Source organism: Pseudomonas sp. 32_A (assembly GCF_017490905.1).
GTDB classification, from domain to species: domain Bacteria; phylum Pseudomonadota; class Gammaproteobacteria; order Pseudomonadales; family Pseudomonadaceae; genus Aquipseudomonas; species Aquipseudomonas inefficax.
Map to the genome: position 1 here is coordinate 37,928 of NZ_JAFGYI010000030.1, position 22,355 is coordinate 60,282.

Here is a 22,355-nt window from a genome sequence, read left to right on the forward strand (position 1 = left end):
CAACCATCGCGGTCTCGCTGTCACCCTCATCAAGGACAGCAACATGACCGAACGTTTCAGCCAGTCCCTGCGCCGCCGCAGCGAGCCGACCTGGTCGGCGGCCGTTGGCCATCGCTTCGTCACCCAATTGTGCGACGGCAGCCTGCCGGACCCGATCATGGTTGACTACCTGGTGCAGGACCACCGCTTCCTCGACAGCTTCCTGACCCTGCTGGGCGCAGCCATCGCCACTGCCGACACCTTCGAGGCGCGCCTGCGCTTCGGTCGTTTTGCCGGGATGATCTCCAGTGACGAGAACACTTACTTCCTGCGCGCCTTCGAGGCCCTTGGGGTCAGTACTGCACAACGCAGCGAGCCGGCTGACACCGTGCCGACCGCCGGTTTCAAGGCGATCATGCGCGAAGCGGCGGCCACCCGGTCCTATGCAGCCGCGCTGGCGGTGCTCAACGTCGCCGAAGGCCTGTATCTGGACTGGGCGCTGAAGGCGCCAAAACCGATGCCGGACAACTTCGTCCACGCCGAATGGATCACCCTGCACGACAACCCGGCATTCCAAGACTTCGTTGCCTTCCTGCAAGCCGAACTCGACCGCGTCGGGCCGCAGGATGCCGCGCTGGCGGGTGACTTCTACCAGCGCACCGTGGCACTGGAGCTTGCCTTCTTCGATGCCGTCTACCCGGAGGACAAATGAACATGGATATCTTCGACCGCCTCAAGGCTGCCGCCACGCGGCAATGGAACAGCTACATCGACCACGAATTCGTGCGCCAGATGGGCGAGGGTACGTTGAGCGAAGCCGCCTTCCGTACCTATCTGGTACAGGATTACCTGTTCCTCATCCAGTTCGCCCGCGCCTGGGCGCTGGCCGCCTACAAGAGCCGTCGCCCGGCCGACATCCGCGCCGCACAGGCCGGGCTGGGGGCGATTCTGGATGAAACCGAGCTGCACTTGCGGCTGTGTGCACGCTGGGGCCTGACCCAGGCCGATATCGAGGCCGCGCCTGAACACCAGGCCACGGTTGCTTATACCCGCTATGTGCTGGACTGCGGTGCAGCGGGTGACCTGCTGGAGTTGCATGTGGCGTTGGCGCCGTGCGTGATCGGCTATGCCGAGATCGGCCGAACCCTGGCCGAGCGCATCGGCGATTTGAGCAATCACCCGTACCGCGAATGGATCGGTGAATATGCCGGGGAGGGCTACCAAGGTGTTGCAGCGGCGGCGCGCAAGCACCTGGATGAGCTGGCGGCACGAAGCATGACCGAGCAGCGGTTCGCCGAGCTGGTGGGGATTTTCGGCCAGGCGTCCAGCCTGGAGGCGGATTTCTGGCAGATGGGGTTGGACGGAGCCTGATTTGCTGCCCTGCATCGGCCCTATCGCCGGCAAGCCAGCTCTCATAGAACTGCACATAACTCATTGAATTAGCAGGGACCCTGTGGGAGCGGCTTTAGCCGCGAACACCGGCGCAGCCGGTGCCATGCACCGCGTTGGACTCTTCGCGGCTAAAGCCGCTCCCACAGGTAAACCACAGCCCTGAGGCCTGCGCAAAACGTGGGAGCTGGCTTGCCGGCGATAGGGCCGGTAGCAAATACCACAAGGCTTGGGCCACTATGCTGGTAGGGCCACTCGCAAAGCCCAGGGAGACGCATCATGAACATCATCAACGCACGCCTGCGCGGCAAGCCTGGCCTGTTCCGCATCGAGCTCAGCGGCGAACGCATCGCCGCCGTTCTGCCCCAGGCAGAAGGGGTGGCAGTGCGCGCTGCCGATGATCTGGACGCGGGGCAGAACCTGGTGGTAGCGCCGTTTATCGAACCGCACATTCACCTGGACGCCACGCTGACCGCCGGCGAGCCGCGGTGGAACATGAGTGGCACCCTGTTCGAAGGGATCGAGTGCTGGGCCGAGCGCAAGGCGATCACCACCCACGACGACATCAAGAACCGCGCGAAAAAGACCATCGGCATGCTGGTGGAGCATGGCATCCAGCACGTGCGCACCCATGTCGATGTCACCGACCCCACCCTGACCGCGCTCAAGGCCATGGCCGAAGTGCGTGACGAAGTACGCCACCTGCTCGACCTGCAAATCGTCGCCTTTCCCCAGGAGGGTATCGAATCGTACGCGAACGGCCGGGCGCTGATGACCGAGGCGGTGGCCATCGGTGCCGATGTGGTAGGTGGCATCCCGCATTTCGAGAACACTCGCGACCAGGGTGTGTCGTCGGTGAAGTTCCTGATGGACCTGGCCGAGCGTACCGGCTGCCTGGTGGATGTGCATTGCGACGAGACCGACGACCCGCAGTCGCGCTTTCTCGAAGTGTTGGCCGAAGAGGCGCGGGTGCGCGGCATGGGCCCCCGGGTAACAGCCAGCCATACCGTGGCCATGGGCTCGTACGACAATGCCTACTGCTACAAGCTGTTTCGCCTGCTCAAGCAGTCGGGTATCAATTTCGTGTCCTGCCCGACCGAGAGCATTCACCTGCAAGGGCGTTTCGACAACTACCCGAAACGCCGCGGCGTCACCCGCGTGGCCGAGCTCGACCGGGCTGGTATGAACGTGTGCTTTGGCCAGGATTCCATCGTCGACCCTTGGTACCCGCTGGGCAACGGCAACATCCTGCGTGTTCTCGAGGCCGGCCTGCACATCTGTCACATGCTTGGCTACGAAGACCTGCAGCGCTGCCTGGACCTGATCACCGACAACAGCGCCCGCACCCTGAACCTGGGCGAGCGCTACGGCATCGAGGTGGGGCGCCCGGCGAACCTGTTGCTGCTGTCCGCGCCAGACGATTACGAGATGGTGCGCAGCCAGGGGCATGCGCTGGTGTCGGTACGCAGTGGCAAGGTGCTGATGCGTAGAACACCTGCCAGGGTTGAACACTACACCTGACGCTAGCTGCGACAGCGTTTTGCAGCGCCCCGCCGGCTTGAAGCCGAGCGGGGCGCTTTGCTGTCTGGCGTACTGTTTTATCCCCTTGCACAGCCTCCATGACCCACTCACATGCGATAAGCCGTGATTATTCCACCATAGGAAATGTTTGCACGGGTAATTGCTTGCCTCCATAATTGGTATGTAATTACATGGTACATAACACGGTACAAAATCGTAGGAGCAAGCATGGCCCGGGGCGGTATAAACAAGGTTGTAGTGCAGCAGGCGCGCCAGGCGCTGATTGCCCGGGGTGAAAACCCCAGCATCGATGCAATACGTATCGAGCTGGGTAACACCGGCTCCAAGACCACGATTCACCGCTACCTGAAAGAGTTGAACGGCCAGCAGCCTGTGGCCTCCGAGGGCGGCATTGCGCTGAGTGATGTGCTGAGCCGAATGGTCGGGCAACTGGCTACCCAGTTGCAGGACGAGGCCGACCTGAAGATCGAACAGGCCGAAAGCGCCTTCACTCGACAGCGCGAACAACTGGAGGCTCAACTGGCCGTAGCCCAGCAGGCACTGGCTGCGGCGCATCAACAGCATCAGATCGATGTGGCCGCACTGGCCGCCGAATCGGAAAAACTGCTTTCCACCCAAAGCACCCTGCAGGCCGAACAGCTGCGCAGTGCCAGCCTCAACCAGTCGCTGGGCGAGATGCAGGTGCGCCTGGCCGACAAGGACGAGCAGGTCAAGTCACTGGAAGACAAGCACCGTCATGCCCGCGATGCGCTGGAGCACTACCGCAACGCCAGCCGCGAACAACGTGAGCAGGAACAGCGCCGCCACGAAGCGCAGCTGCAACAAGTGCAGGTGGAGGTGCGTCAACTGCAGCAGGGCATGATCGTCAAACAGGACGAGCTGACCCGCCTGCACCGCGACAACGAGCGCTTGCTGGGTGAACATCGCCAGGCCGCCAGCGCCTGCAGGGCGCAGGATGAATTGCTGGAGCAGCGTGATGCGCAGATTCAGGGCTTGCGCACGATCCTGGCCCAGGCGCAGGGTGCCAGCGAGGAAATGCGCCGGCAGCTGGATATGCAGGCACAGAGCCTGGAGACCAGGCGCGAATTGTGCGCGGAACAGGCTCGGCAACTCCAGCGGCTCGAGGAACAACTGAAGGAGCGTGATCAAGCGTTGGTTGAATGCCGCGCTCGGCTAGCTGTGAATGCAGATTAATCAAACTTTTCACCGCCGGTGGTTTCTTCCCTAGACACTCACCGGAGATAGCCTCATGCCCGAACCAGAACAGCCAGGCAAACATCCCCAAGGACCTCATTCGTCCGAGCAGGCGAACAGAAGCGAGGACTTGGGTTTCGATCCCGATTCACCCGATGTGGAAGATCCACAAGTCGACCCGCAAGGGCCTGCCAAGCCACCGCGGGACGTCGAAAAACACCCATGAAGTTGGCATTGTCGCAAAGGGCCGCGCAGCGGCCCCTGCGATCAAGACGGCATTGCTCGGGGCAGGCTGGCTCGAGCCCTTGGCCAGGCAAGCCCCGCTCACACGACTCAGGGCTCTGCCTGCCTGGCTGCCTCCACGCCCGCAGCCGAGAGTTTGATCGGATAGTTCACGCTGATCTGGTGGTCGCTGCCAACCGCCACGCTGCCATCCTGGATCAAACCGGCCTCCTGCAGCGTTTTCAGCATGCCGGCAACGGCTTTCTCGCCCCGGTAGTTGTCCAGCACCTCCTTGCCCAGCCCTTGGGGGTGTGCGTGCAGCAGGCGAGTCAGCACTTCGGCTTTCAATGCATCGTTACTCATGGCGGGCCTCACTTGCCGTGTTTGGCCTGAAGCGCCTTGGCATGCTCCAGATGCTGTTCGAGCTTGGGCAGGGTTTCACTGGCGAAGGCCTTCAGTTCAGCCTTGTCGGACGATGCCGCTTCCTTCTTGAACAGCTCCACCGCCTTTTCGTGAGCGTCGACCTGGTTGTTGACGTAGGACTTGTCAAACGACTCCTCCCGCCATTCCAGGATCATTTTCTTGACCTTGTCGGTTATGGCCGCTTCGTCAGGTACGGAAATGTCGAGCTTGCGAGCGATGTCGCCAAGCTTCTGGTTGGCTTGCGTGTGGTCGGTGACCATCTGCTGGGCGAAGGTCTTGATTTCGGCATTCTGAGTTTTTTCCAGAGCCAGCTTGCCGGTTACCACTTCGGCAATACCGGCCTCGGTGGCCGCTTCGACGAAGTCATCGGAACTTGCCGCCATCGCGTGTACCGATGCCAAGCCCAATACCATGGAAAAACCGACGCGCTTGATGAAGAGACTGCTCATGCTTCACTCCTTAAACCGTGGCGCGACCTCAGTGTCGCGTACGGTTGAGGGTGAACGGGGGGCAAAGGTTTAATCTTTTTCCTGGCCGGCTGCGTGCAGATGGTGCTCAACTATAGTGAAAGGCGGCGAACGCGGTATGGCTAGGGATTTCAATGTGTGCAGCCAGGAAACAGGATGAAGACGGGCTCTTCGCGCTAACCGGCGAGGGCCGCGCCGTGGCGCTTTTCCGCCTGGTACTGGCGTTCATGCTGGTGGTGATGCTGGCCTTCGTCGTGGTGGAAGGCTGGCGTATCTGGCGCGATTACCGGCACGCCTTCACCAATGCCGAGAACATGGTCACCAACCTGGCCCGGGCCACGGCGCAGCATGCCGAAGACGCCATCCGCCAGGTCGACGCCATTACCGCGGCGCTGGCCGAGCGCCTGGAAGGCGACGGCTTCGAGCATATCGACCGGCCGCGCCTGCATACCTTGCTGGTCCAACAGAAAAGCATAATGCCGCAGTTGCACGGGTTGTTCGTGTATGGTCCGGATGGCAGCTGGATCGTTACTGATCAGGAGGTAGTCCCGCCCAATGCCAACAATGCCGACCGCGACTACTTCGTCTACCACCGCGACCATCCCGACCGTGGGATACACATCGGCTCGGTGGTGCGCAGCCGTTCCACTGGCGACCTGATCATCCCCATTTCACGGCGCCTGCAATATGCCGATGGCAGCTTCGCCGGGGTGTTGCTGGGCACCATCAAGGTGGAGTGGTTCGTGCGCTACTACGGTGACTTCAAGATCGACGAACGCGGCGCGTTGGTGTTGGCCAAGCGCGACGGCACCATCCTGGTACGGCGGCCGTTCGTCGAGCAGGTGGTGGGCCGCAGCCTGAGCAGTAGTGAGATTTTCCGCATTCACCTGCCGCATGCAAGCGAAGGGGTGGCCGAAGCGGTCGCGGTGGTGGACGGCACGCCACGGCTGTATGGCTATCGCGCACTGGCCAGCTACCCGTTGGTGGTGGAAGCGGGCTTGTCGCGGGAGTCGATCGTCGCGCCCTGGCGGCACGATGCGATCAAGTCGGTGGCGGTATTGCTGCTGTTGCTGGTGGGGCTGGCGGCCTTTGGTGGTGTGGTGTTGCGCCAGTTGCGCGAGCGTATTGTCATCGAGCGGGCGCTGCACCAGGCACATCAGACCCTGAAGGCTCTGGCACTGACCGACAGCCTGACCGGCCTGGGTAACCGCCGACGGCTGGATGCAGTGTTCGAGTCGGAGCTGCGCAGGGCACGACGCAAGGGCTATCCACTGGCGCTGGTGATGCTCGACCTGGATTACTTCAAGGCCTACAACGACCGTTATGGGCACCCCGCGGGCGACCAGTGCCTGCGGCGCTTTGCCGAGGTGCTGCAGCAGGCGCTGAAGCGGCCGGCCGACCTGGCTGTGCGCTATGGTGGCGAGGAGTTCACACTGCTGCTGCCCGATACCGATGCTCGCGGGGCGGAGCTGCTGGTGCAGGAGGTGCAACAGCTGTTGCGCCGGCAGCTGCTGGAGCATGTGGGCAGCCCACTTGGCCGGGTGTCGTTCAGTGCGGGGATTGCTGTGGGTGACCTGGCGCGAGAGGGGGTGACGGCCGAGCGCCTGATGGCCGCGGCGGATGCGGCGCTGTACCAGGCCAAGCGCCAGGGGCGGGATGGGTATTGCCTGGCAGAAAGTTCGGTAGTGGGTGTAAATGAATGAAAGCCCGGGTTGCCTGTACCGGCCCCGGGGTCTAGTTATCTACACCAAGGCGCATCGCACAACGGCCCTCGAGCCCATGGGCACGCTCGCGGGCCAGAATCTGCTGCAAGCGAGCATCCAGCAGCCCCTCATCAATCACCTCGAACCCCAACCGCGCATAGAACGGCGCATTCCACGGCACATCGGCAAAGGTGGTCAAGGTCAGCTCCCGCGCCCCCGCCTGGCGCGCCGCATCGGCCACCTGCAGCAGCAGCTTGCGCCCTACACCTTGCCCCTGGGCCTCCAGGCGTACCGAAACTTCATGAAGGTGCAGCGCCTGAGCCTCGAGCCGGGCACAGGCAAACCCCAGAATGCACCCATCCAGGTCTTCGACCACCCAGCTACCGCCTGCGTCGACAAACGCCCGGTGTGCCTCGCAATCCATCACGTCACCCTGCGCCAGCCAGGCCAGTGCCGGCCAGGCGGCAAAGGCCTGCGCAGCCGAGCGTTCGACGCCCGGTAGCCATTGAATGTCTTGATCGAGGGTAGGGCGAATGCGCATGAAGAAGTCCTTTCGTTCTAGTCTGTAGCCAGTACCTGCGGCTGCAATTGCCAGCGCACCGAGCTTACACCTTTCTCCAGGCTGACCCGGCTGACCAACTGCTCCAGTTGCGCTGGCGCCTGCGCGGTGCCCAGCAGTTCGGCGCGCACTTCCAGGCGTGCGGGGTTCGCCAGGTCTTCGCTGTGCAGTGACTGCAGCCTCAGCTGCGGGTCGCCCAGGCTTTGCAACATCAGGCTGCGGACCTGGATCTCGTCCTCGGCGCGGCAGACGATGCGCACCTCGAAATGCTGCTCTACCTCGCTGGCCGGCACCACGTCCTGGCGGTCCAGGCGCTGGGCAATATCGCGCAACAGGATATTGGCGCACAGCACCGCCAGGCTACCCAGCGTCGCTTCCAGCAGCAGCCCAAGGCTGCACAATACGCCGACCGCGGCCGTGCACCACAGAGTGGCGGCGGTGTTCAGGCCACGCACGTTGAACCCGTCGCGCATGATCACGCCGCCACCGAGAAAACCGATGCCCGACACCACATACGCGGCGACACGCGATGCGTCGGTCGGCGCCATGCCCGGCACCGCTTGGGTCATCAGCACGAACAGGGAGGCACCGGTGCTAACCAGTGCATTGGTGCGCAGCCCGGTCAAGCGCTGGCGCAATTGACGCTCGGCGCCAATCAGCGCCCCTAGCAGCAAAGCGATGCTGACGCGCAGCAGAAATACTTTCCAATCCATAGCAAACCTCTTCCACGGGCACGCGCCCGCATGAACGCCATCAGCTGGCGTGGTTGAAAAACCAGAAAATGCGCAGGACCATGGAGGGGAAGGAAGAAAAGGAGGGTTACAAGAAACCACCGTCTTGCCAGGCCGGCCAGACAGTGCAGGACACTACCTGACTAGCGCGCCACGTGGGCCTGTCGCATGCGACTGGGGCTACTGTCCAATGCAGGGCTCCTGTTCAGGGATGCAAAATTGCGTCGCGGACCTTACGCCCCGTCGCAGGCCAGGTCAAGGGTGAAAACATGACAATGGGTTCATCCGCACCGGGCCTGCAACCGGTCACGCCTGCATGGAAAAAAACGCGGGCAATCGGTACCCTTGCGCCTTCCCTTGCCATCCCCCGGACCGTTCCATGCTGTTCAATCTCGCCGTACTGTTCGGCACCCTGGTGGCCATGGAGGGCGTTGGCACGCTGGCTCACAAGTACATCATGCATGGCTGGGGCTGGTGGCTGCATCGCTCGCACCATGAGCCGCAATTGGGCATGCTCGAAACCAATGACCTGTACTTGGTGGCCCTGGGGCTGATCGCTACGGTGCTGGTGGCCCTGGGCAAGGGTGGTCATGCGCCCTTGCAGTGGGTGGGCGGCGGGGTGGCGGGGTATGGCGTGCTGTATATCGTGGCCCATGATGGGTTCTTTCACCGGCACTGGCCACGCAAGCCACGGCCGGTCAACCGCTACCTCAAGCGCCTGCACCGCGCGCACCGGTTGCACCATGCGGTGAAAGGGCGTACGGGGAGTGTGTCGTTCGGGTTTTTCTATGCACCGCCGTTGAAGGTGTTGAAGCAGCAGTTGAAGCGTAAGCGCAGCCAGTCGTGACAGGGACTTGCATCTGACTCGTGTGAGCAGCCCTCCATGATGGAACTGCATATGACCCATTGAGTCAGCACAGACCCTGTGGGAGCGGCTTCAGCCGCGAACACCGGCGCAGCCGGTGCCACGCACAAGGTTGGATTCTTCGCGGGTGAACCCGCTCCCACAGGGTACGTGGAGCGCTTGCAAAGGCCATCAGTTAACCGTTTCCCCCTTGGGCTGCGCCGCCACATGCCCGCGGCTCACCCACCAGCCAAACGCCGCTGCGGTGAAGAACATGATCAGGCTGTACAGCGCCGCCGGCACCGCCATGGTGGCGTTGTTCAGCAGCGAAGGGCTCAATGCCAGGGCAATCGCCAAGGTGCCGTTGTGTATGCCGATCTCCATGCCGATGGCAATCGCCTGGCGCTTGGGAATGTTCAGCAGGCGCGGCACCCAGTAGCCTACGCCCAGGCTCAGCAGGTTGAACAGCAGCGCGGCCAGGCCTACCACCGGCGCGTACGCAACCACGGTCTGCCAGTCCTTGGCCAGCGCCAGAACGATGGTGAACGCCAGGAACAACGCGGCCACCAGCTTCATCGGCTTTTCCATGCGCGCGGCAAAAGCGGGTGCGAAGCGGCGAATCAGCATGCCCAGCGCTACCGGCAGCAGGACGATGGCGAACACCTGCATCACCTTGGCAAACTGCAGCGGTATGGCCTGGTCCGATGCCATGAACCAGCTCAGCGACAGGTTCACCAACAGTGGCATGGTCAGGATAGCGATCAGCGAGTTGACCGCCGTCAGGGTGATATTCAATGCCACATCGCCATGGGCCAGGTGGCTGAACAGGTTGGCCGTGGTGCCGCCTGGCGACGCGGCCAGCAGCATCAGCCCCACCGCCAGGGCCGACTCCAGGCCAAAGCCGTTGGCGATCAGGAAGCACACCAGCGGCAGCAGCAGGATCTGGCAAACCAGGCCTGTCACCACTGGCTTGGGGTACTTCACCACGCGAGCAAAGTCGGCCAGGGTCAGTGATAACCCGAGGCCGAGCATGATGATGCCCAGGGCCAGCGGCAGGAAGGCGGTGAGCAAAGGCGAGGCGGTCATGGGCGGTCTCTCGGGCGAAGGATCGGGAGGAGTGTAGGTCGGCCCTGATTGATAGCTAATTGCAAAGCGCCAGCACTTGGTAACCGTTTATTACCAAACGCAGCGGCTGGCGAGGCTGTATGCCGCGTTGCAGTGGGCCTGCAGGCGCAGTAGCATTCCTTTTTTTACCAAGGATTTTCCTGTCATGCCGTTCCAGCAAGGTCTGCTTGCCACCCCGGTGCCGGCTCACGCCCGTCACCTGTTCTTCGCCCTGCAGTCGCCCGAGGCCCTGCCTGCCGCCCTGGATGCCTTGCTGCCGCAGGTCGATGGCGTACAGTTGATCCTGGGTGTCGGCGCCCCGCTGGCCAAGGCCCTGGGCCGTGAGGTACCTGGCTTGCGCGCCTTCCCTCAGCTGGATGCTGCAGTGGAGAACCCCAGTACCCAACACGCCCTGTGGCTGTGGCTGCGTGGCAACGAGCGGGGCGACCTGCTGCTGCGGGCCCAGGCCCTGGAGCTGGCATTGGCTCCGGCCCTGCGCCTGGCCGATAGCGTCGACGGCTTCCTGCACCGCGGCGGCCATGACCTGACCGGCTATGAAGACGGCACCGAAAACCCGGTGGACGAAGCGGCCGTGCAGGCGGCCATTGGCGCCGATGGCGCAAGCTTTGCCGCGTTCCAGTTGTGGAAGCACGACCTCGAGTACTTCAAGTCGCTGCCCCAGGCCGACCAGGACAACATCATCGGTCGCCGCCTGAGCGACAACGAAGAGCTCGATGACGCCCCCGAGTCGGCCCATGTCAAGCGCACGGCCCAGGAAAGCTTCGAACCAGAGGCGTTCATGGTCCGTCGTTCGGTGGCCTGGGCAGACCAACGCGGCGCTGGCCTGGCCTTCGTGGCTCTGGGGCACAGCTTCGATGCGTTCGAGGTACAGCTGCGGCGCATGAGCGGCCTGGAGGACGGCATCATCGACGGCCTGTACCGCTTCAGCCGGCCACTGACCGGTGGGTATTACTGGTGCCCGCCCATGAGCGAGACGGGTGTCGACCTGCGCCTGCTGCTACAAGCCTGATCGCTAAACATCCAGCTTGGGCTTGCTGGCCGCCAGAAGCCGGCAAGCCAGCTCCCACCTCGACCACACCGGCCTCAAGCCATGGGCAAATACCTGTAGGAGCGGCCTTGTGTCGCGATGGGGCGCGAAGCGGACCCAGGTTTTCAGCTTCGCAGCAAAGATTGCCGGGGCCGCTTCGCGCCCCATCGCGACACAAGGCCGCTCCTACAAGGGCCAGTGCTGGCTTGAAGAGATTTCCAAGACAGTTGCTCCCACCTCGACTGCGTTGCCATCGGCAGATCCAGCTGGCTCGCTATCGCGCGACTGACAGGCGCGCCAAATATGCTGATGCCGCTTATTTAATGCCGCTGGTCAGAACGCTTCGCATTAAACCGAATCCGCCGAAATGACTGAACTCCCAACAGGTGTACGGCAGGTAATGCCGTGCATTCCGAAGTCATACGAGGTTTAAGACCATGGCCAACAAAGAGAACAGCCGCACCGGCAACCAGCAAGGCAGCCAGGGTGGCAACAAGAACCCGGGCAACTTTGCCAATGACCGCGAAAAAGCCTCCGAAGCTGGGCGCAAGGGCGGCCAGCACTCCGGTGGTGGCCGTACCAGCGAATCGGGCCGCAAGGGCGGCCGTTCGTAAGTGAGGCTACGCAGTGCCCGGGTGATCGGGCACTGCGATTTTGCACAGAAGGAGAACCCCATGCGATTGATCCCTCTGATAACCCTGGTGGGCGCGCTTGGCTTGCTGGGTGGCTGTTTTGACCGGGACAACGATCACCCGGCGAAGGATGCCGACCAAAGCAAACCCTCCCTGCAGATGCAGCAACCCGACGACAAACCTGCTTCACAACCTGCGCCAGACCCTGAACCGATGCCTGGTCAGAAACCCAGCCAATAAAATGCGGACAAGGACTACGGCATGACGGTAATGACCCGCAAGACCGACGCGGTGATACCGGCTTCGGCAAATGGGCCAAGCCTGAAGGAGCGCTACCAGAGGTTGCTCGTGGGCCACGACAGCACGAGCACTGCATGGCTGGGCGAACAGTTGGCACACGCGCAGCGTTTGCCAGATGACTTGCCTGCAGACCCTGCTGAGCTGGAAGCCTGGAGCGCTCGCCACGCAAGCGGGGTGGCTGAAGCCTACGCCAGTTACCTCGAGCAACGCCGCCAAGGCGCACCACGGCGCTATTTTGCCAACCGCGCCCAGGCGTTGTGGTTCCTGCAGCAGGTGGCACCGACCAAGGCAGTGGACGGTGCATGGTTGCACAGTACCTTGCGACACTGGCGGGATCCGCGCTATCACGGCCTGATTCGCACCTACATGGAAGAACTGGGCAGCGGCGACCCGCGCTGCAACCATGTACTGATCTACCAACGGCTGTTGAGCCGGCTGGGTTGCCTTGAACTCCCTGAACTGGATGACCAGCGTTACCTGCAAGGCACCTTGCAATTGGCATTGGGGCGCCACGGCGATGAATTTCTTCCCGAGGTGATCGGCTACAACCTGGGCTATGAACAGCCACCGTTGCATTTGCTGATTACCACCTACGAACTGGCGGAATTGGGCATCGATGGCCATTACTTCCAGCTCCACGTGACCATCGACAACGCGGCCAGCGGGCATGCGCATCTGTCCATTCAGGCGCTGCGCCAACTATGCCCGCTCGACGACACTGGTCAGTTCTACCAGCGGGTGCGCAGCGGGTACCGCTTGAACGACCTGGGGCTCGATACCTCCAGCCTTATCAGCAGCTTCGACCTTGAATTCGAACTGCTGTCGGCACTGGAACAAAAGCGCAATTTTGGCCGATTCATGCATTCCGACCATTGCCGCTTGCAAAAGCGCACCGTCAACCAGTGGCTGGCCGAGCCCGGCGCCATGCCCGCGTTCGTGCAGGCTCTGCAGGCGCAAGGCTGGATCCGCCGTGGTGAAGCGCCCACCAACAGCCGCTGGTGGGCGCTCATCGACGGCCCTTCGGCACCGATGTATGGCGTGTTCACGGCGTATGAAAAACAACTCTGGCACGACTGGATCGCGGCAGGCTGGCAAGCACGGGGTCGTCGCGTGCTGCCAGGCAGCTGGGAGGTGCAAGTGCAATCGGATGATACGCCTGCGAATCCTGCCCCGGACGCCGATATCGAAACTTTGATCGACACGATGTCCGGTAACCGCCATGCGACACCGGAAGGATTGCTGGCCACCCGGCGCTATTTGCGTGCTACCGGCCTGATCCAGGAGGTAACCCGCTGATGCTGCTCGATCCCCAACAAATCCAGGCTGACCAGGCAATGCTGCAGTTGGGCAAGCGCCTGCGTGCCGACGGCTACCGCTTCACCTGTGTCACCCCGGCAACGCATGCGCGCGTTAATGCGCGCCCGGAAGCTGGGCAGGCCAGGACAGTGCGCGATGTATTCGGCTGGAGCCGTCCGTTCCGTTCGTCACTGGTTTCTGCCGACGAGCTGGAACAAATGCGGCTGGCCCAAGTGCTCAAGGAGCACGGGGACATGCTGATCAGCACCGTGCGCTGGTCGACTATCGACGACCTGCTGCTGGTGCACTCTGCGTACCCCACCCAAGAAGCCGACGCGGTGTTTCTCGGCCCGGACAGTTACCGTTTCGCCCAGGTCATCCACGATCATCTGCAACGCACCCCGAAACGTGTCGAGCATGCCGTGGATATTGGTTGCGGCACAGGTGTGGGCGCCTTGCTGATTGCGCGTGCGGCGCCCCATGCCCATGTCAGCGCCGTGGATATCAACCCGCTCGCGCTGCGTTACACAGCGATCAACGCAGCTTTGGCGGGGCTGAGCAACGTGTCCGTGGAACCGAGTGATCTGCTCGGCGGCATTACCGGGCTGTTCGACCTTATCATTGCCAACCCGCCGTACATGCTGGATGCCGGTGAGCGTACCTATCGGCATGGCGGTGGTTCGCTCGGCGCGCAGCTGTCGCTGCGGATCGTCGAACAAGCCTGCGAGCGGCTGGGCTCAGGAGGCACGCTACTGTTGTATACCGGCGTGGCGATAATCGAAGGCCGGGACGCCTTGCTCGAAGCCATCCGCCTGCGCCTGGCGGGCCCGGAATGGTCCTGGGTGTATCGGGAAATCGACCCGGATGTGTTTGGCGAGCAACTGGACGAACCCGGTTACGAACAGGTCGAGCGCATCGCCGCGGTGGTGCTCACAGTCACCCGCAACAGCTGAGGCAGCATGGCCCGACCCTGCACATTCGGCATCGAGGAAGAATACCTGCTGGTGAACCTGGACACAGGGCAGGTACCGGCCGCTCCTTCGCCAGCCGTAGTGGGGCGTTGCCGGGAGGCCTTGGGCCAGCATTTTGCCCAGGAAATGTTCCGCAGCCAGATCGAAGTGGCCTCGCCTGTGTTCGCCAACCAGTTCGAGGCACGCGAGTTCTTCCAGCACAGCCGCGAGCGGTTGAACACGGTGCTGGCCGAAGAGGGCATGGGCCTGTACGGTGCGGCCAGCCATCCCAATGCTGCCTGGCTGCGGCAGAAACCGGCTACCCCGGCGCATTACCGGCAATTGTTCGCTGACTACCGGCATGTAGCGCGGCGCAGCCTGCTCAACGGCCTGCATGTACACGTGGGCGTACCGCCAGGCTGCGACCGCATGCAACTGATCAACCGTGTACTGGGCTGGCTGCCCTTGTTGTTGGTGCTGAGTACGTCATCGCCGCTGTGGGCAGGCCAGTGCACGGGCTACATGAGCTACCGTCGGGTGATTTGCGGGGAGTGGCCGCACATGGGCTTGCCTGAGCCTTTGCCGGACTGGGCCGCCTACGAGCGCTACCGCGCATTGCTGCAACGCACCGGGTCGTTGGCCGTGGATGGCGACTTCTGGTGGGCGATCCGGCCTTCGCGGCGCTTCCCCACGGTCGAGCTGCGCATCTGCGATGGTTGCCCGCGCCTGGAGGACGCGCTGTGCATCGCTGCGCTGTTTCGCCACTTGGTAGAGCACAGCATCATGTACCGGCATGAGCCGGTGGCCTGTAGCCGCGAGCAGCGCTGGATCACCCAGGAAAACTACTGGCGCGCCATGCGCCATGGTCACCAGGGCGAGTTCATCGGCCTGCATGAGCAACAGCCGGTCACGGCCGAAGGTTGGCTGGCCCAGTTGCAGGAGCAGTTGCCGGTCGATACGGCAGATGCCGAGCGTGCCTTCCACCATGCACGACACCTGTTGCGCCAAGGCACCCATGCCGACCAGCAACTCCAGTGCCTGGCCCAGGCCAGCGCTGCCGGCCTGGGCAGGGCGCAGGCGTTACGGGCGGTAGTGGCCGCCGGGGCTTGCAATTAGCCGGGGTTGGCCGAAAATGGCCGCGCCTTTCGCAGCCACTCGGAACCACCCGCGCCATGATGCTGATCAAGCAGTTCCCCGACATCTCCCTGGACGACACGTTGTTTGTCTTCGCCCTCGAAGCCGAGGCCGGCGATGTATTCGCTGACCTCGACACCGTGTTCACCGGCATCGGCAAGGTCAATGCTGCCATCGCCCTGACCAAGGCCATTGCCGCACGCAGGCCCAGGCTGATCGTCAACCTTGGCTCGGCCGGCAGCCAGCGGCATGGAAAAGGCGAGGTGGTGTGCTGCACCCGCTTCGTGCAGCGCGACATGGATGTGACCCCGCTGGGCTTTGCCCGCTACCAGACGCCTTTGTCGGATATCCCGGTGGTGTTGGAGCACGGGGCGCAGATCCCCGGCTTGCCCCTGGAAACCTGCGGCAGTGGTGACAGCTTCGAAATCAATCATGGCGATGCACCTTACGACGTGGTCGACATGGAAGCCTACGTGCTGGCGCTGATCGCACGTAGCGAAGGCATTCCGTTCGTGTGCCTGAAATACATTTCCGATGACGCCGGCAGTGACGCAGCGCAGGACTGGGCGGTGCAGGTACACCTGGCCGCCGAGGCTTTCAGGCGGGTGCTGTTCAGCCAGGCGTGACTGCTAGCTTGATTGGGGCTGCTTTGCAGCCCTTCGCGGGCTTGCCCGCTCCCACAGGAACCACGCATATCCCCTGAGCATGGCACCAAACCTGTGGGAGCGGGCGAGCCCGCGAAGGACCGCAAAGCGGCCCCAACAGTCCTGAAACGTGCCTTGGCCTGATATTCGGTCCTTTGAACTCAGGCAGACAGTACTAGTCTTAATATGTGGGAATATTTCCCACGCAAAGATGCTGACTGGCTCTGAAGGATCGTGCGAAACCGAAGCTGCTCGCTGACACTGCAGATCTATGGCCGCGCCGGTTGGCTGTCCGCTCCATGAGCGGTTGCGAACTCATTGGTCATTGCGTTCGATACGGAGATGACGACGCAACTCCAAGCGGAGGTGCATCATGTTGCTCAAGAAATGTTTGTTGGCATTGGCAATAGGTGGCGTCCTGTCGGCATCGACCGTCCTGGTGCCCGACTACATCGGTAGTTTCTCCAGCGTGTATGCCAAGGACGGTGGCGGCGGCGGTGGTCACGGCGGCAGTGGCAGCGGGCACAGTGGCGATAGTGGTGGGCATGGTGGCCCGGGTCATGATGGCCGCGGGCGCAATGGTGCTGATGATGGTGCCGACCATGAGGCTAACCACGAAGCAAATCATGAAGCCAATCACGAAGCCAACCATGAGGCGAATCACGAAGCGAATCACGACGTGGGCGAGCCCCACGGTGTAGGGCATGGCGCTGATGATGGGGCTGACCATGATGTTGGGGATGATCGCGGAGGCGACCAGAACTAGCAATTTGGGTGTCTGTGCCGGCCCTTTCGCGGGTAAACCCGCTCCCACAGGTACTGTGCCGATCTCAAGCTTGGCGCGGCCCCTGTGGGAGCGGGTTTACCCGCGAAAGGGCCGGCACAGGTTTACAAGCGTTCAGATCGACAACCGCACCACCCGGTTATCCAGCACCTGCTGCTCCTGCCCCCGCCGTTTGTTCACCACCAACTCGCCGATCGCAATCAGCCGGGTGCGGGTGATGTTGCGCGACAACCCCAGCAACTGCGCGGTATGCACCTGGTTGTAATGGCAGAACCGATATGCCGACCGCAGCAGGGCATTTTCCACCTTCTCGTACAGGTCACCCGACTGCTCTTCGTACAGGCGGCTGAACGCTCGCTGTAGCAGATCCTCCACACCATTGCCCGCCGGCTCTTCTTCCTGCCGTTCGATACGCAGGTTGGACAAGCGCAGGTCCTGCGCCTGCACCGTACCGTCGCCACAGGTCAGCAAGCTGTGGTGAATCACGTTCTCCAGTTCGCGGATGTTGCCCGGCCAACTGTATTCCACCAGCTTGGCCTGGGCCTTGGCGCTCAGCTCCACCGGCCCGTAGCCCAGCCGGTCGCTGTAGCTGCGAATGAAATGTCGGGCCAGCGGCAGGATGTCCCCGGGGCGGTCGCGCAATGGGTGCAACTGCAAGGTCACCACGTTCAGCCGGTAGTACAGGTCTTCGCGGAAATGCCCCGCGTTAATGGCCTTTTCCAGTTGCACGTTGGTCGCCGCCAGTACCCGCACGTTGATCGGGATGCTCTTGCGCGACCCCAGCCGCACCACTTCGCGCTCCTGCAGCACGCGCAGCAGCTTGACCTGGATCGGCAACGGCAGGTCGCCGATTTCGTCAAGGAACAGCGTGCCGCCGTTGGCCTCCTCGAACCAGCCGGCCTTGGCCGCCAAAGCCCCGGTGAAGGCGCCTTTTTCATGGCCGAACAGCTCCGCCTCGACCAGCGATTCGGAGAAGGCACCGCAGTTGACCGCGACGAACGGGCCGTTGCGCCGGCCGCTGAGGTTGTGGATGTGGCGTGCGACCAGCTCCTTGCCCGTGCCGGTTTCGCCGATGATCAGCACGCTGGCCTCGCTGGGGGCGACCTGTTGCAGGTGGGCGAGCAGGGCCTGTGACCGGGGGTCTTCGAAAACCTGTGCGGTGGCCCGGATCGAGGTGGCCAGAGTCGGGGACGGGGGGAGGGTCAGCAGTTGCATGGGCAATCCTCAGGAATAGAAGGATGGGGCAGGGCGCTTGTCGTTGAGGGCCCACTCGCCGAGTTCGTGGATGCGGTAGTCCACCGGGTCGTGCAGGGTTTGCGTGCGCAGGTTGCGCCAGTGCCGGTCGAAGCGCAGCGAGGCATGAGTTGCGCGTGCGCCGGTGACTTCGAACAGGCGGTTGCAGATGTCCAGGCCATGGCGGCTGGCGGCGACCTTGGCGGTGCCGATGGCCAGGGCCAGGTCGCCGCGCTCTTGTGCCGTGAGGGCGTGCTCCCTGGCCCAGGCAGCATCGAGCTGGCGTGCGGCCCGTTCGATCAGCAGGCGCACGCTCTCCAGGCCGACCCAGAACTCGCCGTAATGGCGCAGCACATATGGGTCTTCGGCGCTGCTGGCGGCGCTGGAGCGGAACCACGGCCGGCTTTCCTTGAGCGTGTACTGGCGGGCCTCCTCGAACGCCCCCTCGGCGATGCCGAGGAACAGGTTGGCGAAGTGCAACTGGGCAATCAGCGGACGCAGGGCGGCAAACGGCGTGCTCAGGGGGCCCGGGTCGAGCAGCAGTTCGTTGTGCTCCACCCGTACCCGCTCGAAGGTGGCACTGCCGCTGTCGGTCTGGCGCTGGCCGATGTTGTTCCAGTCGCGGTGCAGGCTGATGCCGGTGCGGCCACTGGGGATGGCGGCGATCAACAGCTTGCCGCCGGCACGTTCGTCCACCGCCGAGGCGATGAGCATTTCCGAGTCGCTGGCGCCGGAGCAGAAGCTTTTCTTGCCGGAAAACTCGCACCAGCCATCGAAGTGCTTGACCACCGTGCGGGTGTCCAGCGGGTTCAGGGCATTGCCCCAGAACCACTGCTTGCGGGCGGTCTGCTCGAACCACGGTTGCCATTGGTCCGGGCGCGAGAACAGGCGCACGGTGGCCAGCATCAGGTGATGGAAGCCAAACACATGGGCGACTGAGCTGTCGACCCGGGCGAACTCGCGCACCACCGCGAAGGTGTCGTGCCAGCTGGCACCCTGGCCGCCGAAGGCCTGCGGGATCACCAGCGACAGCAGGCCGCTGTCACGCAGGGCGTCGCGCTCGGCTTTTGGCGTGCCGCCGCGCTCGTCGCGCTCGACCGCGGTCTGGGCAAACTGCCCGGCCAGTTCGCGGGCGATGGCCAGGGCAGGGCGTTGGGGGGTATTCACAGGTGCATTCATGGCCGCTCCTCAGGCGCTCTTGCGCAGCGCATGATGGGCGCCGAACAGCGGCACGGCGCGCTCGGCGGCCAGGCGGATACGGGCGGCAAGGGCTGCGCTGGACACCCGGTAGTCGGCCATTTCCGCCTGGCTGGCGAACACGCCGATGGGCAGGGTCAGGGCTTGCAGGAAGCTGAACAGTGGACGCAGCTGGTGGTCGAGCACCAGCGCGTGGCGCTCGCTGCCGCCGGTGGCGGCCAGCAGCACCGGGGTGTCGACCAGGGCGTCCTGGCCGATCAGGTCGAACAGGTGCTTGAAGTGGCCGGTGAAGCTGCCACGGTACACCGGCGTGGTCACCACCAGCAGGTCGGCTTTTTCCACCAGGCGCAGTTGCTGTTCCACGGCCTCGGGCAGTTCGCTGCGCCACAGGGCGCTACCCAGCGGGCGGGCGATCTCGCCCAGCTCGATCAGGTGCGGCTTGATGTGCAGGTGCTGGGCCAGTTCGGCGACGATCGCCTCGGTCAGGGCCAAGGTGCGCGAAGGGCGGGCAATGCCGCCGGACAGGGCTACGACGTTCAGTGGGGTGCTCATGGGCAGGTCTCCGGTTCGGGGTGAGCGGGGGACTTTGCTTGAGCAATCGTCGTGCCGGACTTGGATGTTCTTTTATTTCAACTGGTTAGCGCATTTCTGGTGCTTGCAGCGCTGTTGCCGTGTGGGCGTTGCCTGTTGATCTAGTGTTGCGCTGCAGACAGTTGGCCAGGTGTTGGCGGCTGTGCAGTTGGGGGATTTATAGAAGATTACGGACTGATTAAAAAGGAATAAGATTTTATATTCTTATTCCTGATTTTTGTTTTTATGGGCTGGGGCCGCTTCGCAGCCCTTTCGCGACGCAAGGCCGCTCCCACAAGTTCAGTGTTGCGTTACAAACAGCGCAGACCCTGTGGGAGCGGCCTTGTGTCGCGATGGGCCGCAAAGCGGCCCCAAAGATCTTAAGTGTGCGGCACGCTGCGAGGCACTACCCCACCCGCATATTGCGGCTTCAGATGCCCCTGTTCATCCAGCAGATAGGCATCCATCACCTCCCGCACCACCGGCCCTGCCACCCGCCCACCGGCTTCACCGTTCTCGATCATCACCGCCACCACCACACTCGGGTGGTCAGCCGGGGCAAAGCCGACGAACAGGGCATTGTCGCGGTGCCGCTCCAACGTCTTGTTGCGGTTGTAGCGTTCGCCCTGCTTGATCGCCACCACCTGCGCGGTGCCGCTCTTGCCGGCAATCCGGTACTGCGCACCGGCCGCGGCCGCACGGGCGATGCCGCGCGGGTCGTGCATGACCATCTGCATGCCCTGGTTGACCTGGTCCCAGGCGTGCCTGTCGTGCAGCACGATATTGGGCATCGGGTTGGGGTCCACCGGCGCATCGCCGCCCACGGTCATGGCCAGGTGCGGGCGGTGCCACACGCCCTTGCTCGCCAGCAGGCTGGTGGCCTGGGCCAGCTGCAGCGGGGTTACCTGCATGTAGCCCTGGCCGATGCCCAGGATCAGCGTCTCGCCCGGGAACCAGGCCTGGCGCCGGGTGGCACGCTTCCACTCGGCCGAGGGCATCAGCCCGGACGCCTCCTCGAACATGTCCAGCGAGACCTTCTGGCCCAGGCCGAACTCCGCCATGTAGTCGTGCAGGCGGTCGATGCCCAGCTTGTGCGCAAGGTCGTAGAAGTAAGTGTCGTTGGAACGCATGATGGCGGTGTACATATCCACCCAGCCATCGCCGCTGCGGTTCCAGTTGCGGTACTTGTGGTCATAGTTGGGCAGTTCGTAGTAGCCCGGGTCGAACACCCGGCTGCCCGGGGTGATCACGCCGCTGTCGAGGCCGGCGATGGCCACCTCCGGCTTCACCGTCGAACCAGGGGCATACAGGCCGCGCAGCACGCGGTTGAACAGCGGACGGTCGATGGAATCGCGCAGGGCGGCGTACTGTTTGAAGCTGATGCCCTTGACGAACAGGTTGGGGTCGAAGCTGGGGTTGCTGACCATCGCCAGCACGTCGCCATTGGCCGGGTCGAGCACCACCACCGAGCCACGGCGGTCGCCCAGGGCCTTTTCCGCGGCCAGTTGCAGGTGAGCATCCAGGGTCAGGACGATGTCCTGGCCCGGGGTCGGGGCCTTGTGGTTGAGCACACGCATCACCCGGCCCTGGGCGTTGGTCTCGACCTCCTCGTAGCCCACATGACCGTGCAGCTGGCTTTCGTAGAAGTGCTCGATGCCGGTCTTGCCGATCGACTGGGTGCCCCGGTATTCGGTGCTGTCGAGCGCCTTGGCCTCTTTCTCGTTGATGCGCCCCACATAGCCCACCGAGTGGGCGAAATGCTCGGCTAGCGGGTACTCGCGGATGAACTGTGGTTCCACCTCCAGGCCTGGCAGGCGGAACTGGTTCACCGCCACCAGGGCGATCTGCTCTTCGCTCAGGCCGACCATCAGGGTCACCGGCTCGAACGGCTTGCGCCCACGGCGCAGGTCCTTGTCGAACTGCTTGCGATCGTCGTCGGTCAGGCTCAGCACCTGGGCCAGGGTATCGAGCACCTTGGCCGTGTCGCCGCCGGCCCGCTCGCGGGTCATGGTCAGGTCGAAGCTGGGCTTGTTGTCGGCCAGCACCACGCCGTTGCGGTCGTAGATCAGCCCGCGCTCGGGGGCGATGGGCAGCACGTGTACACGGTTGTTTTCCGATACGGCGGTCTGCTGGTCGTGCTGCAGCACCTGCAGCACATAGAGCCGGCCCACCAGGACGGCGACCAGGCTGAAGACCAGGGCGGCGCAGGCCAGAAGCCGGCGGTTGACCAGGTGCTTTTCCTTTTCGTGGTCCTTGAGTGGGATGGGTTGCGGCATTGGTGACTCTGTCCTGAGGGTAGCAGTGCCTGTAGGAGCAGCCTTGTGCTGCGAAGCGGGCGGCAGCACCCTAGTAGTTCTGCAGGCCATGACGGCCCATTCGCAGCACAAGGCTGCTCCTACAGGTGACGCGG

At 63.3% G+C, this 22,355-nt stretch carries 24 protein-coding genes; 14 read left to right on the plus strand and 10 right to left on the minus strand.

Going from position 1 to position 22,355, the window contains the following annotated elements:
- Positions 1–43: 43 nt before the first annotated feature.
- The 5 genes from J5M58_RS18140 (at position 44) to J5M58_RS27995 (ending at position 4,330) form a co-directional block, all read left to right on the plus strand.
- Complete coding sequence (locus tag J5M58_RS18140) at positions 44–691, plus strand: TenA family protein (protein WP_207878998.1); 648 nt, start codon at positions 44–46, stop codon at positions 689–691.
- Positions 688–1,350, plus strand: coding sequence for a thiaminase II (gene tenA / locus J5M58_RS18145; protein WP_207879001.1), 663 nt, complete (start codon positions 688–690; stop codon positions 1,348–1,350). Before J5M58_RS18140 ends, tenA begins: the two co-directional genes overlap by 4 nt.
- Before the next feature lie 297 nt (positions 1,351–1,647).
- Positions 1,648–2,889, plus strand: a complete 1,242-nt coding sequence (gene codA, locus J5M58_RS18150; RefSeq protein WP_112254009.1) for a cytosine deaminase — start codon at positions 1,648–1,650, stop codon at positions 2,887–2,889.
- Between the two features lie 228 nt (positions 2,890–3,117).
- Entirely contained in the window at positions 3,118–4,104 is a 987-nt protein-coding gene (locus J5M58_RS18155) for a DNA-binding protein (RefSeq protein ID WP_207879004.1), read from the plus strand.
- A gap of 55 nt (positions 4,105–4,159) precedes the next feature.
- Entirely contained in the window at positions 4,160–4,330 is a 171-nt protein-coding gene (locus tag J5M58_RS27995; protein WP_220087594.1) for a DUF6021 family protein, read from the plus strand.
- A gap of 107 nt (positions 4,331–4,437) precedes the next feature.
- On the opposite strand, the gene J5M58_RS18160 is transcribed toward J5M58_RS27995, so the two are convergent.
- A complete protein-coding gene (locus tag J5M58_RS18160; protein ID WP_112254011.1) occupies positions 4,438–4,689 on the minus strand; it encodes a hypothetical protein in 252 nt (83 codons plus the stop codon).
- A gap of 8 nt (positions 4,690–4,697) precedes the next feature.
- Positions 4,698–5,198 carry a DUF4142 domain-containing protein gene (locus J5M58_RS18165; protein WP_085692579.1) on the minus strand — a complete coding sequence of 167 codons (501 nt, stop codon included), beginning with the start codon at positions 5,196–5,198 and terminating at the stop codon, positions 4,698–4,700.
- A 152-nt stretch (positions 5,199–5,350) separates the two neighbouring features.
- On the opposite strand from J5M58_RS18165, the gene J5M58_RS18170 reads away from it, so the two are divergent.
- A complete protein-coding gene (locus J5M58_RS18170; RefSeq protein WP_207879005.1) occupies positions 5,351–6,919 on the plus strand; it encodes a sensor domain-containing diguanylate cyclase in 1,569 nt (522 codons plus the stop codon).
- A 31-nt stretch (positions 6,920–6,950) separates the two neighbouring features.
- On the opposite strand, the gene J5M58_RS18175 is transcribed toward J5M58_RS18170, so the two are convergent.
- Together J5M58_RS18175 and J5M58_RS18180 are read right to left on the minus strand one after the other, a co-directional pair.
- Positions 6,951–7,460, minus strand: coding sequence for a GNAT family N-acetyltransferase (locus J5M58_RS18175; protein ID WP_112254013.1), 510 nt, complete (start codon positions 7,458–7,460; stop codon positions 6,951–6,953).
- A 17-nt stretch (positions 7,461–7,477) separates the two neighbouring features.
- Positions 7,478–8,191, minus strand: coding sequence for an MgtC/SapB family protein (locus J5M58_RS18180; RefSeq protein ID WP_112254014.1), 714 nt, complete (start codon positions 8,189–8,191; stop codon positions 7,478–7,480).
- Between the two features lie 397 nt (positions 8,192–8,588).
- On the opposite strand from J5M58_RS18180, the gene J5M58_RS18185 reads away from it, so the two are divergent.
- On the plus strand, positions 8,589–9,056 hold the full coding sequence (locus J5M58_RS18185) for a sterol desaturase family protein (protein ID WP_112254015.1): 468 nt from the start codon (positions 8,589–8,591) through the stop codon (positions 9,054–9,056).
- 189 nt (positions 9,057–9,245) lie between these two features.
- Here the strand turns inward: J5M58_RS18185 and J5M58_RS18190 are convergent, their stop codons facing one another.
- Positions 9,246–10,139, minus strand: a complete 894-nt coding sequence (locus J5M58_RS18190) for a bile acid:sodium symporter family protein (protein WP_112254016.1) — start codon at positions 10,137–10,139, stop codon at positions 9,246–9,248.
- 184 nt (positions 10,140–10,323) lie between these two features.
- Here J5M58_RS18190 and J5M58_RS18195 point away from each other — a divergent pair, with 184 nt between their 5' ends.
- The 7 genes from J5M58_RS18195 (at position 10,324) to J5M58_RS18225 (ending at position 16,143) form a co-directional block, all read left to right on the plus strand.
- On the plus strand, positions 10,324–11,187 hold the full coding sequence (locus J5M58_RS18195) for a Dyp-type peroxidase (RefSeq protein ID WP_112254017.1): 864 nt from the start codon (positions 10,324–10,326) through the stop codon (positions 11,185–11,187).
- 455 nt (positions 11,188–11,642) lie between these two features.
- Positions 11,643–11,819, plus strand: coding sequence for a general stress protein (locus tag J5M58_RS18200; protein ID WP_085625022.1), 177 nt, complete (start codon positions 11,643–11,645; stop codon positions 11,817–11,819).
- A gap of 60 nt (positions 11,820–11,879) precedes the next feature.
- Positions 11,880–12,077 carry a hypothetical protein gene (locus J5M58_RS18205; protein ID WP_112254018.1) on the plus strand — a complete coding sequence of 66 codons (198 nt, stop codon included), beginning with the start codon at positions 11,880–11,882 and terminating at the stop codon, positions 12,075–12,077.
- A 21-nt stretch (positions 12,078–12,098) separates the two neighbouring features.
- Positions 12,099–13,433 carry an iron-containing redox enzyme family protein gene (locus J5M58_RS18210; RefSeq protein WP_112254019.1) on the plus strand — a complete coding sequence of 445 codons (1,335 nt, stop codon included), beginning with the start codon at positions 12,099–12,101 and terminating at the stop codon, positions 13,431–13,433.
- Complete coding sequence (locus J5M58_RS18215; RefSeq protein WP_112254020.1) at positions 13,433–14,386, plus strand: class I SAM-dependent methyltransferase; 954 nt, start codon at positions 13,433–13,435, stop codon at positions 14,384–14,386. The genes J5M58_RS18210 and J5M58_RS18215 overlap by 1 nt, the downstream gene beginning before the upstream one ends.
- A gap of 6 nt (positions 14,387–14,392) precedes the next feature.
- Positions 14,393–15,499 (plus strand): carboxylate-amine ligase, encoded by a 1,107-nt coding sequence (locus tag J5M58_RS18220; protein WP_112254021.1) that lies wholly within the window; start codon positions 14,393–14,395, stop codon positions 15,497–15,499.
- 56 nt (positions 15,500–15,555) lie between these two features.
- Positions 15,556–16,143 carry a nucleosidase gene (locus tag J5M58_RS18225; RefSeq protein ID WP_112254022.1) on the plus strand — a complete coding sequence of 196 codons (588 nt, stop codon included), beginning with the start codon at positions 15,556–15,558 and terminating at the stop codon, positions 16,141–16,143.
- 340 nt (positions 16,144–16,483) lie between these two features.
- On the opposite strand, the gene J5M58_RS18230 is transcribed toward J5M58_RS18225, so the two are convergent.
- From J5M58_RS18230 to mrdA, 5 genes are all read right to left on the minus strand, one after another.
- Positions 16,484–16,930: a hypothetical protein gene (locus J5M58_RS18230; RefSeq protein ID WP_207879007.1), complete on the minus strand. Its 447-nt coding sequence runs from the start codon at positions 16,928–16,930 to the stop codon at positions 16,484–16,486.
- Between the two features lie 129 nt (positions 16,931–17,059).
- On the minus strand, positions 17,060–18,160 hold the full coding sequence (sfnR, locus tag J5M58_RS18235; protein ID WP_085593485.1) for a sigma54-dependent transcriptional activator SfnR: 1,101 nt from the start codon (positions 18,158–18,160) through the stop codon (positions 17,060–17,062).
- A gap of 9 nt (positions 18,161–18,169) precedes the next feature.
- Entirely contained in the window at positions 18,170–19,357 is a 1,188-nt protein-coding gene (locus tag J5M58_RS18240) for an acyl-CoA dehydrogenase family protein (RefSeq protein WP_112252697.1), read from the minus strand.
- 9 nt (positions 19,358–19,366) lie between these two features.
- Complete coding sequence (gene msuE, locus J5M58_RS18245; protein WP_207879009.1) at positions 19,367–19,927, minus strand: FMN reductase; 561 nt, start codon at positions 19,925–19,927, stop codon at positions 19,367–19,369.
- Between the two features lie 398 nt (positions 19,928–20,325).
- Positions 20,326–22,221 (minus strand): penicillin-binding protein 2, encoded by a 1,896-nt coding sequence (mrdA, locus tag J5M58_RS18250; RefSeq protein WP_207879011.1) that lies wholly within the window; start codon positions 22,219–22,221, stop codon positions 20,326–20,328.
- Positions 22,222–22,355 lie beyond the last annotated feature (134 nt).